General features: G+C 67.8%; 10 protein-coding genes. 3 read left to right on the top strand and 7 right to left on the bottom strand.

The genetic code is table 11. The features are described 5' to 3' along the window. Positions 1–83: 83 nt before the first annotated feature. The 3 genes from Q368_RS0116720 to Q368_RS27300 all read right to left on the bottom strand — a co-directional run bounded on the left by Q368_RS0116720 (position 84) and on the right by Q368_RS27300 (position 3,897). Positions 84–1,043 carry an NAD-dependent epimerase/dehydratase family protein gene (locus Q368_RS0116720; protein ID WP_156955769.1) on the bottom strand — a complete coding sequence of 320 codons (960 nt, stop codon included), beginning with the start codon at positions 1,041–1,043 and terminating at the stop codon, positions 84–86. Then, positions 1,030–2,229 carry a glycosyltransferase gene (locus tag Q368_RS24035; RefSeq protein WP_052360235.1) on the bottom strand — a complete coding sequence of 400 codons (1,200 nt, stop codon included), beginning with the start codon at positions 2,227–2,229 and terminating at the stop codon, positions 1,030–1,032. Before Q368_RS24035 ends, Q368_RS0116720 begins: the two co-directional genes overlap by 14 nt. 87 nt (positions 2,230–2,316) lie before the next feature. Beyond that, a complete protein-coding gene (locus tag Q368_RS27300; protein WP_029460193.1) occupies positions 2,317–3,897 on the bottom strand; it encodes a Gfo/Idh/MocA family oxidoreductase in 1,581 nt (526 codons plus the stop codon). Positions 3,898–4,193: 296 nt separating this feature from the next. Between Q368_RS27300 and Q368_RS0116705 the strand changes: the two genes are divergently transcribed. Both Q368_RS0116705 and Q368_RS0116700 read left to right on the top strand, forming a co-directional pair. Continuing rightward, positions 4,194–4,802, top strand: a complete 609-nt coding sequence (locus Q368_RS0116705; protein WP_156955768.1) for a hypothetical protein — start codon at positions 4,194–4,196, stop codon at positions 4,800–4,802. Beyond that, on the top strand, positions 4,790–7,174 hold the full coding sequence (locus tag Q368_RS0116700; protein ID WP_043786285.1) for a glycosyltransferase family 39 protein: 2,385 nt from the start codon (positions 4,790–4,792) through the stop codon (positions 7,172–7,174). The genes Q368_RS0116705 and Q368_RS0116700 overlap by 13 nt, the downstream gene beginning before the upstream one ends. Positions 7,175–7,190: 16 nt before the next feature. On the opposite strand, the gene Q368_RS0116695 is transcribed toward Q368_RS0116700, so the two are convergent. The 3 genes from Q368_RS0116695 to Q368_RS24030 all read right to left on the bottom strand — a co-directional run bounded on the left by Q368_RS0116695 (position 7,191) and on the right by Q368_RS24030 (position 13,640). After that, complete coding sequence (locus Q368_RS0116695; protein WP_052360234.1) at positions 7,191–10,289, bottom strand: glycosyltransferase family 39 protein; 3,099 nt, start codon at positions 10,287–10,289, stop codon at positions 7,191–7,193. Between the two features lie 274 nt (positions 10,290–10,563). After that, entirely contained in the window at positions 10,564–12,687 is a 2,124-nt protein-coding gene (locus Q368_RS23340; protein WP_043786283.1) for a hypothetical protein, read from the bottom strand. Next, on the bottom strand, positions 12,684–13,640 hold the full coding sequence (locus Q368_RS24030; RefSeq protein ID WP_029460189.1) for a hypothetical protein: 957 nt from the start codon (positions 13,638–13,640) through the stop codon (positions 12,684–12,686). The genes Q368_RS23340 and Q368_RS24030 overlap by 4 nt, the downstream gene beginning before the upstream one ends. Positions 13,641–14,996: 1,356 nt before the next feature. On the opposite strand from Q368_RS24030, the gene lhgO reads away from it, so the two are divergent. Then, entirely contained in the window at positions 14,997–16,205 is a 1,209-nt protein-coding gene (lhgO, locus tag Q368_RS0116680; RefSeq protein WP_029460188.1) for an L-2-hydroxyglutarate oxidase, read from the top strand. A gap of 446 nt (positions 16,206–16,651) precedes the next feature. On the opposite strand, the gene Q368_RS0116670 is transcribed toward lhgO, so the two are convergent. Further along, the coding region (locus tag Q368_RS0116670; RefSeq protein ID WP_029460187.1) for a recombinase family protein at positions 16,652–16,962 on the bottom strand (311 nt) is incomplete at its 5' end.

The following is a 16,962-nucleotide window of genomic DNA, read 5'->3' as shown; positions in this document are numbered from 1 at the left end:
GAAAAGACCGTAGTACACGATTTCGCCACTGCCAATAGTCAAAAATTCCGGAGAGCCGGGGGGCACGGCGGGGCTGTTCGGCTTTATTCCGTCGCCTGGCCCTCGCCGCCGAAACGGGCGGCGAAGGCCTCTGCCGTGCGGCGCAGGCCCTCTTCCAGGCGCACGCGCGGCGTCCAGCCGTAGAGCGCGCGGGCCAGGCCGATGTCCAGGTAGTTGGCCGGCACGTCGAAGCCCCGGGCCGGCCGGCGTTCGATGGCCACGGGCCGCCCGAGCGCCCGGCCCACGCCCGCGAGCACGTCGCCGACGCTGCGCCCCTCGCCCGAACCCACGTTGACCGTGACCCCGGTCGGGGCCCCCTCCAGGCAGCGCAGGAAAAATTCCGCGAAATCGTCGATGTAGAGGTAGTCGCGCACCACGGAGCCGTCGCCGTACACGGCGACCGGCTCGCCGCGCAGCGCCCGCAGCATGGCCACGGCCACGAGCCCCTGGGGGCGAAACGGCGACTGTCCCGGCCCGTAGACGTTGGACGGCCGGAAAATGACGTGCTCCAGGCCGTTTCTCGCGCAGAAAAAACGCACCGCGCTTTCCACGGCGTGCTTGATCAGGCCGTAGGAGGAGATGGGCGCGGGCACGGCGGTTTCGGGCACGGGCAGCGCCCGCGGCACGCCGTAGACCGTGCCGCCCGAGGAGCAGTAGAGCAGGCGGCGCGTGCCGGCCTCGGCGCACAGCGTCAGCAGGCCCCAGGCCGCGGCCAGGTTGGCGAGCAGGTCGGTCTGCGGGTCGGCCTCGGCGGTCTGCGGCAGGGTGGCGTCGGCGAAATGGGCCACGTAGGCCGTGCCGGCGACGGCCCGGCGCAGCCGCTCGCGGTCGGCGATGTCCCCGGCGAGGTATTCCACCCCGGGCACGGCCCCGGTATCGGGCCTGCCCCGGCGGGAGTAGACCCGCACGCGGTAGCCGCGCGCGCAAAGGGGCGCAAGCAGGCTTGCGCCGAGAAAGCCCGTGCCGCCGAGCACCAGGACGCGCGCGCCCTCAGCCGTCGCCATGCCCCGGCCCGTCCGCACCGGCGAGCAGCCGGTCGTAGATGGCCTCCAGGGCCGTTTCCCCCTGCCGCAGATCGAGCGCCGTGCGGGCGCGCACCCCGGCGGCGCGGCCCAGGCGCTCGCGCAGTTCCCGGTCGCCAAGCAGCCGCTCCAGGGCGTCGGCCAGGGCGAGCGGGTCGCGCTCGGGCACGAGCAGGCCGTGCGCGCCGTTTTCGATGATCGTCGGGATGCCGGAGTGGAAGGTGGAGAGCACGGGCAGCCCCGAGGCCATGGCCTCGACGATGGCCCCGGGAATGCCTTCCATCTCCCCGGCCGGACCGGTGACGCTCGGGTGCACGAACACGTCCGCCTCGCGGTAGGCCGCGACCATCTCCGGCGAACCGTAGACGACCGGTCCGGTGAAGCGCACGTGCCCGGCCAGGCCGTAGGCCTCGGTCAGGCGCAAAAGTTCCTCGCGCAGGGGGCCGTCGCCGATAAGGCGCAGCACGAAACCGTCCCGGCCCCGGGCGCGCAGTTCGCGCAGGGCGGCGAGCAGCACGGCGTGGCCCTTCTGGTGCTCGAAGGAGGCCAGCAGCAGCAGGCGCACCGGGCCGTCCGGCTCGGGGTATTCGCGCTGCGGGAAGGCGAAACGCGAGGTGTCCGTGCCGAAATAATGCACGAGAATCTTGTCCCCGGGGCAGCCCAGGGCGAGCAGCGCGTCGCGCATCTCCCGGCTCATGGCCAGGACGCGCGTGGCCGGGGCGAAGACGTTTCGCCGCAGGAAACGGCGGCCGTAGCCCCAGTACATGTCCGGGAACGAGGAGCAGTCGTAGCCGTAAAACGAGACCACGGACGGAATTCCGGCCTGGCGCATGACCGGGGCGTACATGCCGGCGTCGGAGCCGTAGTGGAAATGGAGCAGCGACGCGCCCTGGTCCGCGAGGAAGCGACGGATGCGGCGCACGTCGCGGCCGGACAGGCGGTAGGCCAGCGTAAAAAGCGCCTTGTCCAGGGCGTTGGCGTCCCGGCTCAGGTCGAGCAGTGGCAGGTCCCTGGCCGTGTCCGGGGTGGCGTAGCCGCCGTCGTCGCGGTCGGAAAAATGCTTAAACGCCACGGCCGGCGCGTAGCGCGCGTGCCCGAGAATCTGGTTGCGGATGAACGAGGCCCGCAACTGGGTCGATTTCCGCACGAAGTGGACAACGGTTTTCATGGGTGCGCCGCGCATCGGCGTGAGCATTAGCGGGAATGGCGGGTGTGGGCAAGCCGTCGCGATGCGACGGCTTGCCCGTGCCGGTTGCTACGCCTTGGGCGCGAGGCCGAACGGCCCCTCCTCGTAGGCTTCGCCGCATTTTTCGCAGACAAGCCCCACGGGCAGCTTCTCGCCGCAGGTGCACATCCAGCCGATGCGCCGCGCCGGGTTGCCGACGACCAGCGCGTGGTCGGGCACGTCGTGGGTGACCACCGAGCCGGCCCCGACGAAGGCGTGGCGGCCGACGGTGTTGCCGCAGACGATGGTGCAGTTGGCGCCCATCGTCGCGCCCTTGCGCACCAGGGTCTCGCGCAGTTCGGCCATGCGCGGGATGTGCGCGCGCGGATTGAAGATGTTGGTGAAGACCATGGACGGGCCGCAGAACACGTCGTCCTCCAGGGTGACGCCCTTGTAGACCGAGACGTTGTTCTGGATCTTGCACCCGTCGCCCACGGACACGTCCGGGCCGATGACCACGTTCTGGCCGACGTTGGTGCGCTTGCCCACCGTGGAGCCGGAAAGCACGTGGCTGAAGTGCCAGATCTTGGTTCCCGCGCCGATGGTCGCGCCGGCGTCCACCACGGCGGTCTCGTGGACGAAATAGTCCTTGGCCTTGTCCTGCGCGGGGGCCGGCGCGGGCGCGGCGGCGGGCTTGCAGCCGTCCAGGCAGGCCTGGCTGGCGTTTAAGACTTCGAGCACGCGCAGCCCTTCCCGGCCGTCGGTCAAGGGCGTGCGGCCCGTGGCCATGCAGGTCAGGAAGTGTTCGCACTCCAGGCGCAGGGGTTCGGACTCGGGCAGGACCACGGGTTCGGGCGCGGCCTTGGCCGGCACGGGCACGTTTTTCTCCCAGCGGATCTCGTGGGGATAGAGCGCGAGCTTTTCGGCCCAGGGCAGGGTGTCGTCGAAGACGGCCATCTTCTTTTCCCCGACCAGCACGAGCTTTTGCTCCTTGAACGGGTGCAGCCAGGAGACGAAGACGTGCGCCTTGAGCCCGGAGGGGAAATTGAGGTGGGTCGTGGTCACGTCGGCGATCTTCTTGTGCAGGTAGTTGCCGCCGATGGCGAAGACCTGGTCGGGCATCTCGCCGGCCAGGGACAGGATCATGGAGATGTCGTGGGGCGCGAACGACCAGAGGATGTTCTCCTCGCGCCGGATCTTGCCCAGGTTCAGGCGGTGGGAATAGATGTAGTTGATCTTGCCGAGCGCGCCCGAGGCGGCCAGCTCCTTGAGACGCAGGAAGGCCGGGTGGTAGTGCAGCAGGTGCCCGACCATGAGGATGCGCTTTTTCTCCTCGGCCAGGGCGATGAGCTCGCGGCCCTGGCGCTCGTCGAGCACCAGCGGCTTTTCCACGAACAGGTGCTTGCCGGCCAGCAGCACTTCCCGGGCCAGGGCGTAGTGGGTTTCGGCGGGCGTGGCGATGACCACGCCGTCCACGGCGTCGTTGGACAGGACGTCGGCCAGGGCCATGCAGGTTTCGAGGCCGGGGTATTGCTCGGCGAACGCGCCCAGAATGGCTTCGTTCTTGTCGCAGACCATGGCCAGCGCGCCCAGGGCGTGAAAGTTGCGTACGAGGTTCTTGCCCCAATAGCCGGAGCCGATGACCGCCACGCGCTTGATGGAATCGCTCATGATGTTCCTCGACGGCGCCGCGTGCGAAAAGGGAATCGTGACGGGCGCCTGTTGCAGTTTTCCTGGCCGGTTCGTAGCCCAACGCCGACCGGGGCGCAATGGCGGCGGGAGGCGGCTTTCGGCCTGACCCGGTTTCGCGGCCGGAGAATCCCGGGGCGCGCCTCCGGCGGCTGCGGCAAAAGCATCGCCCCGGGGGAGCCTCCCCCCCCCGCCCGGGCTGCCCGCCGCCTCGTGCGGCGTGGCGTTGCCGCCGGAGATATCTGGACATTCTCGCGTATCCGGCCTATCGGAAAAAGATGCATTCGAGACGGGATGCCGCGCGAAAAAATCCCCTGCCTGCCGCTTCATCCGGAATTCTTCGCAGCCGGGCGCGCCTGGGCGCGATCCTTTTCTGGGCATGGTGCCTCATGCTCGGCGGCTGGACCGTCGCCGGAGGCAGGCAGGCCCCGCTTTCCCCGCAGGATGTCCAGCGCCGGCTGGCAACGCTGACGGCCGCCAAGGCCGCCCTCGAAGCCTATAAAACGCAATACGGCCGCTATCCCGACACGGACGGGGTCTGGTTGCAGGGCGCGGCCGTGGGCAGGCTCCTGCGCCTGCCGGCCGGCACACCGGCCGGCGAAGAGGCGATCGGCCTCCGCGCCGGGAACGGGGAGTACAAACTCATTTCCGGCGACCCGAACCTGTGCCTTGCCGTCCATGCCTCCCACCCGGACATGATCGATCCGGTCCGCTTCAAATTTTCCAACATGCCTCTCGAGCCGTCTTTCGCGGTGCGCGATCCCGACTTGTTGCGCACGGCCAGGACGCTCATGGTCAGCGAGCGCAGCGACCCCGCCCTTGCGGACCACATCCGGGCCAAATGCTGGGGCGTCGGCTACTGGACGCCACAGGCATGGCTCTGGTGACGGCCTTCGCCGCAGCCGGGGCGGTCCTTGCCCGGTGCGCCGCCGGCATCGGGGAGACGGCCTACGCCTTGCAGCAGACCCTCGGCCCGGGTCCGGCCTTCGCCCTGTCCGCGCTGTCCCTGGCGGTGTTGTCCCGCTTGCTCCCGGTCGGCGTCCGGGGGGAAACGGCCGGCGCGGCCCCGCCCGCGGACCGCGCCTTTGCCGTGTGGCCGTGCGTCCTGGCCTGCACCCTCCTCGGCGGCGTGTTGCGGTTTTATGCCCGCGACGCCCTGCCCTACTGGTGGGACGAACTGCTGGCGGTCTGGATCGCCAACGCCGATCCGGCCACGATCCTGCGCACGTTGGCCACGCCGCAAGCGCCGGCAAGCGATTTCACCCCGCCGCTTTTTTACCTGTTGCTGCACGGCGTCCGCGTCGTCTGGGGCGACGGGGAGGCAGTCTTGCGTTTTTTCACGGCGCTTTGCGGCACGTTGACCATTCCCCTGACCTACGTGGCCGGGGCCAGGCTCATCAACAAAACGGCCGGCTGCTGCGCGGCGCTCCTGCTCGCCCTCTCGCCCGCCGCCGTCTATTACGGCCAGCAGGTCCGCTGTTACAGCCTGCTCGGCCTGCTGACCGTCCTGACGGTCCTCGCCCTGGACAGGGCGGCGTGCCAGCCCCGGACCGGGCGGTTGGCCGTGGCGACGCTGCTCGCCACGCTGACGCTCTACACGCATTTCGTGGCCACCTGGTTCATGGCGGGCCTGGCCGGGGCCTTTCTCGGGGCGGCGCTGGTGGAACATCCCCGCTTCCCCCTGGCGCGCATGCGGGGTGTCCTGACGCCGCCGCGCAACCTGCTGCTGACGGCGGCGATTTTCCTGGCCGCCGCCTGTTGCCCGCTTTTCGCCGCGCCGCCGCCCGCAAGCCCGGCGTTTTCCCTGTTTCTGTGGGCGGGACTGGGGTGCGGCGCGGCCCTGGTCCTTATGGGCCTGCCCTGGTGCGGCGAACCGGCCGGGAACGGCGGCGGCGCCTTCTGGCGTCTGGCGATCGCCCTGGCCGTCGCGGCCGTTTTTTTCGCGCCCTGGCTTTTGGGCACGCACATCTGGACGGTCATTTCCGGGCCGGGAGCCCATGTGCCGGGCGCGTACGGCCTCAAGGAACTGGCGGAGTTCCTGGAATTCTCCACCGGCCTGCCGTTGCGCCCGGGCCTTTTTTTCATGATCGTGGGGTATGCGGCCCTGCTCGTGCGCCGCCCCCGGACGGCGCTCATCCTGACCGGTTGGGGACTCGTCCCCCTGGCCCTGGCGATGTACGTGCAAAATCCGAGCATGAACCTGGCGCGCTACCTGTCGCCGGGCCTTCCCGTCTATCCGCTGCTGCTCGCCGCCGGCATCCTGGAAGGGCTGGCCGTGCCCGGGGCCGTGTGGCGCGGCGTCACCGGCGGACGCTCCCTGCCCCGTGCCCCCTGGGCGGTGACGGGCCTTGCCCTGGTCCTGGTCTTCGCCGCCTTCGGCTACCAGGCTTTCAGCCGCATCCCCTTTCCCACGCGGCGTACCGACTACGAGGATTATCCGGCCATCGCCGCGCGCCTGGCCCGGGAGCCGGGTCCCTGCCTGGGAGCCGAATCGGCGAACCTGCTGCGGGCCGTGTCCTGGTACCGGGCGCGCCTGGCGGAACCCCAGGCCGCCTGTAGCGGGGAACATGGCTCGATCGTCGTCTACAACATCGATCAGCAGGGCAATCCCTGGCATCCCAAAAGCCCGCCCGTGGCCGGCATGCCCGCGGACGCCGTCCTCCTCGCGCGCGTCCCCGGCCTCGTGGCGTGCGCGATTCCCGCCGCCGCCCCGGTCGCGGTGACGCCGACCCGTGTCGGCGCGGCCGCATGGGCTTGGAACCTGGACGGCGGGGAGCTGCTGCGCGCCCTCGCTCGCGGGGAAAACGTCGGATACGGCTATTTCCCCCCCGGGCTCATGCCCCTGGACAAGGGCGGGCCCGCCAGGGCCCAATACCTGCTGGCCGTGCCCGAGGCGATGGCGGTCAAGCGGATCGCCGTGACGGTCATGCCGCGTCTGGCCGGCCCGGCGAGCGCCGTGGAGGTGCGTCTGCGGCGCGCACGCGGGGAGGCGGTCCTGCTGCGCTTGCGCGTACAGGGAAACGGCGAGGTTTCCGGCGCGTCCGCAAGCGACGCCACGACAAAAGAGGCGCACTGCCGCCGCAACGCCGACGACAGCGCCACCTGCGAAGCCGCGTTGGCGGCCGATTTCGCGCCGGCCGACGGGCTGGAGCTGGAAACGACGCTCGCCGACGACGGTTCCGGCGTCATTTACAGCAGCGAAGCCGCGCTCCGGTCCTGCAACGTCGTCATGGAGACCGTTCCGCACCCGGGTCCGTAACCCTCGCGCGTTCCTTTCACCCCCCCGGTTCGGACGTGCGGTCTGACAGCGGCCAGGGACCGGGGCGCAGGAAAAGGGAAAAGTCGTTATTCCCGGCCGCGACCAGGGAGACGTCGAGATTCCGGGCGGAGAGCGTCAGGGGCGGCAGGATGCGGGCGTCGAGATCGGCCTCGATGTACATGTCGTCGATGTTCCAGGACGGCGAAAGGAATCCGGCCTGGTCTCCCATTTGCAACTCGAAGGCCAGTATCAGAGTCCTGACCGGCGGGTCGAAACGCAGCCGGCGGTATGCGTACTGCCCAGGGGGCGTCCAGGTGCATTCCTCGCCGCCCGTGGAGTCGATCAGCGTGCGGTAGGTCTTGCCCGCATCCGTGGAGACATTGACCCTGGCCCTGTTGGGCTCGCATTTGCGGCAGGGATTGGCGTAGACGGTGGGAAGGACACGCAGGCGCAGTTCGGTCACGGGCAACGCGGAAACGAAGGTGTAGACGAAGGCGCAGTTGCCGGCCCCGCCGCAGACCAGCTCCCCCCGGGCACGTTTCGAGGAAGCAATGTCGCGCGCGTAGCTCATGGCGCCAACAGACCGCGACAGGTCCTGCGTCCAGTCCGGCACAAAAGTGATGCGTCCCTTGTCGCCCGGGGTCAGGGTCAGGGTACTGCCCGGGGGGGCCAGCACGGGGATGGTCAGGGTTTTGTCCCCCAGCCGCAGGGTCGGGATGGCAATCGTGCCGGTCAGGCGCAGAGAGGCCGGGGCGGTTCCGAAATCCGGCAGGCCGTGGACACGGCGCGTGGGATGCGCGGCATCGAGGCCGATGCCTGGGCGCGTCAGCGTCGGGTCGTAAACAGAAAGCGCCGGCTGGCCGTCACGGTCAGCCAGAACCGCCGCCGGGGCCAGTCCGGGATGGGCGGCCTTGAACGCCTCGCCCAACTCCGGCGCGCCCACGGGCAATCCGGTCTCCGCCAGCCAGTCGAAGCCCGGGGCGGCAAAGGCGAAGAGCCCCAAATCCTCCCCGGTCCCATCCCAGCGCGCGGCCCGGATGTTGTCCAGCAGATGCCCGGCCTGCCGTGCCAGGGGACTGTCCGCGTCGCGGCGGGACGGCGTCCCGCCGAGGCTGGCGACAACCTCCAGTCCGGCGAGATTGAGAAACCCCTCCTTGTGCCCGGGCCGGTAGGCTATCCGTACGAGAAGCTTCCCCCCGGCGGCCAGCTCGGTCGGCACATCGTAGTCCAGGCGCGTCTCGCGGCATTGTTCGTGGTAAAACCCCATCTCGTCGAAAAAGGCCCGTTCGACCGTCACCGGTCGGCCGTTCTCCACGGGAAAGTCCTTCTGGCCGATGACGCCGAGTTCCGTCAGATGCGCGGCGTCCGGGCCGGCCGCAACGACCAGAGTGGAATCGGCCGGCTCGGTCGGATGGTTCTTGTACAGGGCGGCGCTGACGGCGAGACGCAGGCGCGAGAGCCCCATGCCGGGCGGGACCTCGTATTCCCAGGTGGCCTCGGCCGGTTTGGAATAGCGGGCCGGGCGCAACATGCCGACCTCGGGGTCGAGCGTCATGTTGGCGGCGTTGAATGCGTCGGCGTAGAAGCGGCGGTCCCGGAAATCGTCCTTGTAACGCCATGCCCCGTCCGGGCCCGGGTCCATGACCAATGGCGCGCGGCTGGCCGCCGGGGCGAGGCTCACGCGGGTGGAGGTGAAAAGCGAACCGAATTCCGCCAGCGGCACGCCGGGATGGCGCGCCCTGGCGACGGCGCCGTCGGCGTAGCCGGTGTCGATGTCGGCGATACGGCGGTAACCCGGGCCGGCAAAGGTGCCGGCCTCGCCGAATCTGCCGGGCAGGTACCAGGCGGCGGCGAAACGGCGCGTGTTGCGCTTGTAGCCGTGGAACGCCAGGCTGTCCATGTCGCCACGCAACCCGTCGAGCCAATGGAAGAAATCCCTGTCCTGGCTGAGCGACCGGTCGTAGTAGCCGCCATATCCGGACAGGCTCGGCCACAAGAGCAGCAGGCAGGACAGGACTCCTGCGCCCACGCCGGCCGTGCGGCTGAAACGCATGCGTGACAAGGCCCGCCCGGTCCACTCGCCAACCAAAACCACACCGCCCGACGCCAGAAGCACCAGGGCCGGAAAAGCCATGACGAAATGCCGCGCCTCGAGATTGGGACGCAGCAGGCTGTGCGAGCCGACCAGGGCCAGGCTCGTGGCCGCGGCCGTAAGGACAAGCAACCAAAGTCCCCGCCACTGCCCCCGGCGCAGACACCGCCAAGTCCCCAGGACCGGCGCGGCCGACCAGGCCAGGGCGTGTCCCGCCGGCATGTCCGGATCGAGACCGATGAAACCGCGCAGGATCTTTGTCGCGAAGGCGAGGTCCAGCCCCGCCCAGGGATGCACGGGCGGATCGCGCAGAAACTCGCGGAGAAATAAGATTGCCGGCAGCCACGGCAGATAGGCCGCGCCCACCACGGCGCAGGTGGCCAGGAAACGGAACAGCCGGCGACGCCGCGCGGCCGGCTCCCGCCAGATGACCGCCCCGGCCCACAGGCACTGGACGGCAAAGGCGGGAAGGCCCTGGTAGCCGGTGTAGAGCATGCCCAGGGCGCAGGCCCCGTAGGCGCACCACGAGGAAAGCCGGTCGTCGTCCACGGCCCTGGCCACCAGCCACAGGGAATAGACGGCCAGGCACAACAGCAGGGCATAGGCCTTGATGGCCTGGGCAAAGCCCAGGGGATAAAGCAGGAAGACGGTGAGGACGGCAGCGGTCAGCCCAACGGCCGGGCCGAACAGACGCCGGCCGAGCAGCCACAGGCCCAGGGGAGTCAGGAGTCCGGCCAGAAGGCTCGGGATGCGTGCGGCGAGCGAACTGCGGTGCATCTCCAGGGCCACATGCTGCAGGGCGTAACTGAGCGGCGGCTGGAAATCGAAGATGGTGTCGGCCGGGCCCTGCCACTTCTGGACGGCGGCCATCTCCGCCAGGGGCATCATGGCCCGGTCCAGATTGAGATAATCGTCTTCCCACAGGGGGGCGGTGTCGAGGCGCCACAAGCGGGTGGCGAAAAGAGCCGCGAGCAGGGCAAGAAGGCCCAGCCCACACAAGAGCCGCCGGCGGTCAAACCGCATGGCCGCCCCTTGTCGCAAGAAGAAGGCCCGGGCGCGGCAGATGTAGGCGGGGTCTGTCCGTGAGCCGGGCAAGCATGACAGACGCCACGGTACCCCCGATAGCCGCCCCAAAGGCCCGGGCGCGTTTATTCCAGTGGCAGGTTACAGGTTGGCCGCGCATTGCGCAACGGCCTGTCCGGGCCCGTTCCGATCTTTCCCGACCCCGGCAGGAAGGGCCGCCCGCCAGACCGTGACAACGGAGGGGGCCGGGGCTTCGATTTGGGCCGCCCAAAAGTCACCGGGTCGGGCCGACGACAAGCCAGGCGGGGTTGTCCCGGTTCATGCAAAGCACGGCGTTGCCCCGCATGCGGACCAGCAGGCGGAGTTCTCCGCCGGGCCAGGTTCCAGACATCCGCGTGGGCTCATTCCAGACCTCGTCGAAATTTTTCACCCCTACCGCCCCGAAGCCGGCAACCGGCGCAAGCTCCGCGTCATTCGGCCCGGCGAGGGGTTCGACGCTTCCGCCGGGAGCGCTCAGCATGGCGGGGAGGCCCAGTTCGTAGGTCAGCGAATGGTCCCTTGGGGCCTGGACCTCCAGGCCCAGCACGGCCTCTTCGCGTTTGTCCCCGAGGCACCAGCAGTCGCGGCCGGCCACGCGAACCAGATTGCGCGCCTCCGTCACTCGAGCGGACACCCCTGCCTCTCCGCCTTTCCACTGCCCGGCGGCCTTGGCTTCGGACAGTCCTTCCAGCTCCAGAACAGCCAGGGCGGGGCGGGGCTTGAGGAGTTCATAGGGGCCTATCACCTGGGTCCGCACATAGTAGCGGTGCAGCACGAGGGTGTATTCCCTGGAGTGCAGGGTGGCGCCGTTGACCACCAGACCGAACCGCCGGGCCTTGATGTCCCGCAGCAGGACCGACTCGGTGAGCGTGCCCCCGATGGCCCACGCGTAGGCTCCCAGTTCGACGGCGTCGTAGAGCGTCACGTTCTCCAGCGGCACGCTATCGAGAAAGGCGGGCGCTCCTTCCACGTCGGCCAGAATCCGGCCGGGCTCGTCCAGGACGGCCCGCACAAGGGCCTTGCGCTGCTCCAGGGCCTTTTCGAGGGCCTGGTCGTTTCGTTGCATGTCGCCACAGGGAAAGGCCCCCGGCAGCAACGCCGCCAGAAGCGCCGCGCAGACCACCGCCTGGGCGTGCCCCCGCTTCCAAAGACTGGCCAATGCCCTCGCGCCGAGCACGCAGAGAAGGCCAAGGCCGCTCAAAAGATAATTGGCGTCTGCTCCCCAGGTGCCCAGCAGCACGATGAGGAAGGGAATGTTGACGAGAAACACCACTTCCTCGAGGCGCACGTCGCGAAACCCTTTGCGTCCGGGAATGGTGGATGCCCATGCCAGCATCAGGGGGCACTGGCCCAAGAGGAAGTTCCACAGGGCGGCACCCCCGCGCCAAGTCGAGGTGATGGCGGGGTTGGAGGCGATGAGGCCGGGATAGGACACGGTGTGTTCGAACACCGCCCCGTGAGTCAACAATCCCTCGGCCAGAAGCCCCAGACCGGCAGTGCCGCAAAATCCGGCCGCAACGCGCCACAACGCGCCGCAGCGCCAGGACAAAGCCAACCAGAGGCAGGTGCCCAAGAAGAAGGGCAGCGACTGCTGCTTGGCCAGGTAGGCCAGGCCCAGGAGGATCCCGGCCGCCAGGTTGCGCGAGCCCCCCCCCGGCTCCTCCCTGGCCTGCCCGGCCAGGACCAATCCCCCGAAGGCCAGAACCCAGGCCAGGACGTCCGGTCTGGTGAAGCTGGTGACCCGAAAGGGCCCGGAAAGGGCGAAAAGGGCCGTGACCAAGCCGGCCATTTTCCACGTCCCTCCCTTGACCGAGGAGAGTCGCCAGACAATAGCCAGCAGGATGGCCGCCAGGACGGCGTTCAGGATCCTGGCCACCGCGAAGATGTCGCGGATGGCGGTGAACAGGCCGGCCAGGACGATATGGTAGAGCGGATTGTAGAGCGTGACCAGCAGTTGGCTGCCGTCCAGGGGCGGATAGACGCCCAGGCCGTGCAGCAAGAGCCAGGCCTTGGAGGGTTCGCGACCGTCCAGGACGTTGACGGTGAAGGGATAGCGGATCAGGAAGACGAACTCCCATGCCTGCCGGGCCAGACCCTCCAGGCCGGCCAAAGCCATGAACAGCAGGACGCTCGGGCCGAGGCGAGAAGTCCAGCGATCAAGAAACGAGACGATCTCGTACTTGTCTGGTCCCACGGGCAGCCTGTAGGCCAGGGAGGTGGCCAAGGCCGCCGCCCCGAGGCAGCCAGCCAGCCAAAGGGGAAAGGACCGCCCCACGGCTCCCCACAAAAGACGCAGCATGACGGCCCCGGCCAGGCAAGCCAGACGCTGACGGACGACGACGCGCGACACGGTTTTCACGGCAAGACCTTGAGGCCGGCAGCCAGGGTGAGTTTCAGGAAGGCCACCGCGTATGGCGTGTCGTCCTTGACGAAATCGAAGTGATTCATCAGCGGGTGCTCGAAAACGATGACATTGGGTCCGGCCCGGCCCTGGAAGCGCACGGACTCGTGCAGACTTTGGGCCATGCCGGTGACGGCGGACAGCCCCGTGTGCCTGGCAAGGACCTCGCCGTTGACCACGAGGGTCAGCGCCTGTCCTTCCAGGGGGTTGGATATCGCGTAATCCAGGCGCACGGGGCCGGTCTTTTCCAGTTCCAGGGTAATGACGGTGCGTGGGCCGATGCCCCAGCGCCAGCGCCGCCCGGCCTCCTTCTCCGGGCCAAGGACGCCGCTGATGCCGAGATTCGACGGTTCGGAGGCCGTCGTTACGAAGTCATGGACGAAGTTCGCCTGCCGGAAGTCCTGCCAGACCCACTGAAGAGGGGTGGCGGCCAGGACGGCTGCGGTGGCGAAAACGCAGGCCGCGAGAACGGTCCACACGGCCCGGTGAAACCGTCGCGCCTGGCCGGCCAGTATTTTTCGTTCGGCCTCGGGGAGGCGGGACAGCACCAAGGCATGTCCTTCCCGGAACAGTTCCGTGCACCGCCGGGCCTGGGCGCGTAGGCGAACCGGGTCCAGAGGGGGCTCACCCGGCCCTTCCGTGGCGTCGCCCCGGAGTCCTTCCACCGACACGGCCACGCCGCGCGGGCCTTCCGGCAGGGGTTTTGCGGGATCCCGGGCGGGTTCCGTGCCATCGCCGGCCGCTCGGGGGCGTTCCAGGGCCGAGAGAACCTGGCCGAAGTGCCTCCCGAGGTCTTGGGCCAGGGGGGGCAGCGCCAGGGCCAGCGCCTCCCAACGGTTCGCTTCGACGAGTCGGGACATATGGTCGCAACGGGAACGCAAGGCCAGGCAACGCGCGTCGTAATCCTTCAAGCAAAAGTTCGTTCGCCCAACGGAGCCTTTGACACAAAGCATAGTGGAGGCCACCTCGACATTCGGAACTTGAACCAGATCAAAAAAAATGATTATTATTCCGCAGCGTTTATACCGCACCCCATCCCTGCGCACATTCCAGCCTGCACAGGCAGCGTTCCAGTGCTCCACGGCCGTAAACAGCCAGCCCCGGCATCCTCCACGAGAAAAGCCCGCGGCTCCACCGGTCCCCCACATCTCGTCCGGGCTGTCCGTGAAAATCCGCCCGTCGTGAAGCGCGGCGCTTCCGCGCCGGCCACGAAAAGGGGAAAGCGGGTTGTTTTCCCGCATGGTCCGCAGCACCCGCTTGCGACCGAATCGAATCCCGTCCCGGGCCCGCGGGCGCGCCCGGACATTGCGCTATCCTTCGCCAGAAGGCGATGGGATGCAATATCGATGTTGATGGCGGCCAGCAGCATTGAATCGGACTCTGCTGTTTTCGGACAACATTCCCCAGGCTCCGCCAGAGCCGCGAGGCACAGGGCTTGTCAACCATGGCATAGCGAAACGACCTGGGCTTCCCCCGGATATGACATATTCTGTTAATGTGGTAACGGTTTCACGAGGATGCCACCGCAGAGCTTATTTCTTCGCCCCCCCATTGGCTAAAGGTCTGATCGCCTCACGCGCTGCCAGAGTGATTCGTTCTCCATGGCCAGTTCGGCGACTCGCTTCATAACAGAATCGTATTCGGCTTGCAGCAGATTTTCGGTGCGGCGCTAGTGGGTCGCATCTGTGCCGCCTGGGGCGGCATCCTGCCATTTTTCAAGGCGGCAAACCGCCACGCCTAATTTCCTAGAGGGACTATCCAGAGTCTATACTATATGAATACCAGAACTCCCGTTTGTTGTAGAAATATATGCATGCCAAGCAGTTGCGCACGTGACCCCACAACTAAGCACTGCTTCGTTGTGCCACACCTTGGTTCCCAGGCGTAACACACTGTGACACATTAAAGCAACTCTTTGAAAAACAAGAGAAGCGACGCATTGTATTGCAACACAGAGAATGGCATTTGGATATTTTCCTCACGGCTTTCCGGAACATCATTTGGAGACTTTCCAGAAGGCCACAGGGAACTCTCCGTTCTCGGCCGCAGCCGCCGGGCTGCTCCCGACGACAACGAGGAAACCAGGGGAAGAGAATGACTTTTGGAAAAGTTGCGCGCCCGGCCCGTCGCGTATAACAGGTCTCTCGCCGCCAATGCGGCCGGACCATGGCGCGCTCTTCCCAGACACCATACTACAAGCGCCCGGGCTGCCGGCGGAAACGTCCCGCTCTCCTTGCACGCCCCTGCCCGGGCACGAAGCCACCCCCATGACCTACTCCGCGACAAACCCGGATTTCCTCGTCATCGGCGCAGGCGTCGTCGGCCTCTCCATCGCCCGGGAACTGGCCGCGCGGCATCCCGACTGCCGCGTCACGGTGCTCGAAAAGGAACCCGACATCGGCGCGCACGCCAGCGGCCGCAACAGCGGCGTCATCCACGCCGGCTTCTACTACACCTCCGACAGCCTCAAGGCCCGCTTCACCCGCGACGGCAACCGCGCGCTCAAGGAATTCTGCGCGCGGCGCAAGCTGCGCATCCGCAACTGCGGCAAGCTGGTCGTGGCCAAAAACGAAGAGGAAGTGCCCGTACTCGACACCTTGCTCGAACGCGGCCGGAAAAACGGCGTGGAACTTTCGCGCGTAACGCCCCGGCAGGCCCGGGCCATCGAGCCCCGGGTCAAGACCTGCGGCGCGGCGCTTTTCTCGCCGACCACCGCCTCCATCGATCCCCTCGAAGTGCTGCGCGCCATGGCCGACGCCGCGCGCGAGGCCGGGGTCGCCATCCACGCCGGCGTGCGCTACCAGGGCCGCGACGGCGCGACCGTGCGCACGGACAAGGGCGTCTATACTCCGGGTTACGTCGTCAACGCCGCGGGCCTGCACGCGGACACCATCGCCAAGGATTTCGGCTTCTCCAAGCGCTACCACCTGCTGCCCTTCAAGGGCCTGTACCTCTACGCCTCTCCCGACGCGCCGCAGCTTGCCACCAACGTCTACCCGGTGCCCAACCTGGCCAATCCGTTTCTGGGCGTGCATTTCACGGTCACGGTGGACGGCAAGGTCAAGATCGGGCCGACGGCGATTCCCTGTTTCTGGCGGGAGCAGTACGGCTGGCTCGAGAATTTCGATTTCGGGGAGCTGCGGGAGATCGTCGGGCGGGAGATCGCGCTTTTCGCCGGCGCGGATTTCGATTTCCGCCGCCTGGCCGTGGAGGAGCTGCGCAAGCAGTTCCGGCCGCACATCGTCGGGCTGGCCGCGGAGCTCGTCACGGGCGTGCGCGTGGCGGATTACCGCAAATGGGGCCGGCCGGGCATCCGCGCCCAGCTCGTGGATGCGAAAAAGCGCCGCCTCGTCATGGATTTCGTCATCGAGCACGGCAGCCGCTCGCTGCACGTCTTAAACGCCGTCTCCCCGGCGTTCACCTGCTCCATTCCCTTCGCCCGCCACGTCGCGGACCTGATCGACGGCGCGGCGTAGGCCGCGCCGGCCCGTCGAGCGCGCGCGAAAAGCGCCGCCTCGCCATGGATTCCGTCCTCATGCACGGCAGCCGCTCGCTGTACGTCTGCAACGCCGTTTCTCCGGCCTTTCCCTGCTCCCTTTCTTTCGCCGCCACGTCGCGGACATGATCGCCGGCGCGGCGCAGGACGCCGTCCGAGCGCGTGCGAAAGAAGCGACAGCGGGGGCATACATCTGAAAAAAACGGTCCTCGGGGACGGCGGCGGACGTGTCGCTTTGTCTGGCAAACGCCGGCCTTGTGGCGAAGAACATCCTCGAACTGGCGAATGATCAGCCACTACTCCCGCCGCGCGAATCCGAAAGTGAGGCAAGCAGCGGCTTGCGTGCATTGCGCAGCGGTCTCGAAGGAGAACGAAGCCGGATTTGCCGCTCTTGGGGTCGTCTCAGAAAACGGAAAAAATCGTACGCTAAGCCTGGGCTGAGGCTGGCACCCAGCGGTACAGCGTCGGAATGGACACACCGAGGTTCTTGGCCACATCCTTGGGGGGGACGCCACTGGCCAGGAGCTTCTTGGCCGACTCGATCTTGCTCTCTGTCATCTTGGGCTTACGGCCGCCCTTGCGGCCAAGCTGACGGGCGACTTCCAGCCCGGCGCGTGTGCGTTCGACGATCAGCTCGCGCTCCATTTCGGCAAGGCTGGCCATGACATGAAAGAAGAACCGACCTGACGGCGTGCTCGTGTCGATAGAGTCCGTGAGGCTCTTGAACTGGACGCCCT

Origin of the sequence: Solidesulfovibrio alcoholivorans DSM 5433, from assembly GCF_000702665.1 — a bacterium.
Taxonomy (GTDB): Bacteria; Desulfobacterota; Desulfovibrionia; order Desulfovibrionales; family Desulfovibrionaceae; genus Solidesulfovibrio; species Solidesulfovibrio alcoholivorans.
Note: the sequence above shows the minus strand (reverse complement) of the source record. Positions and strands in the feature narration are given on the sequence as shown.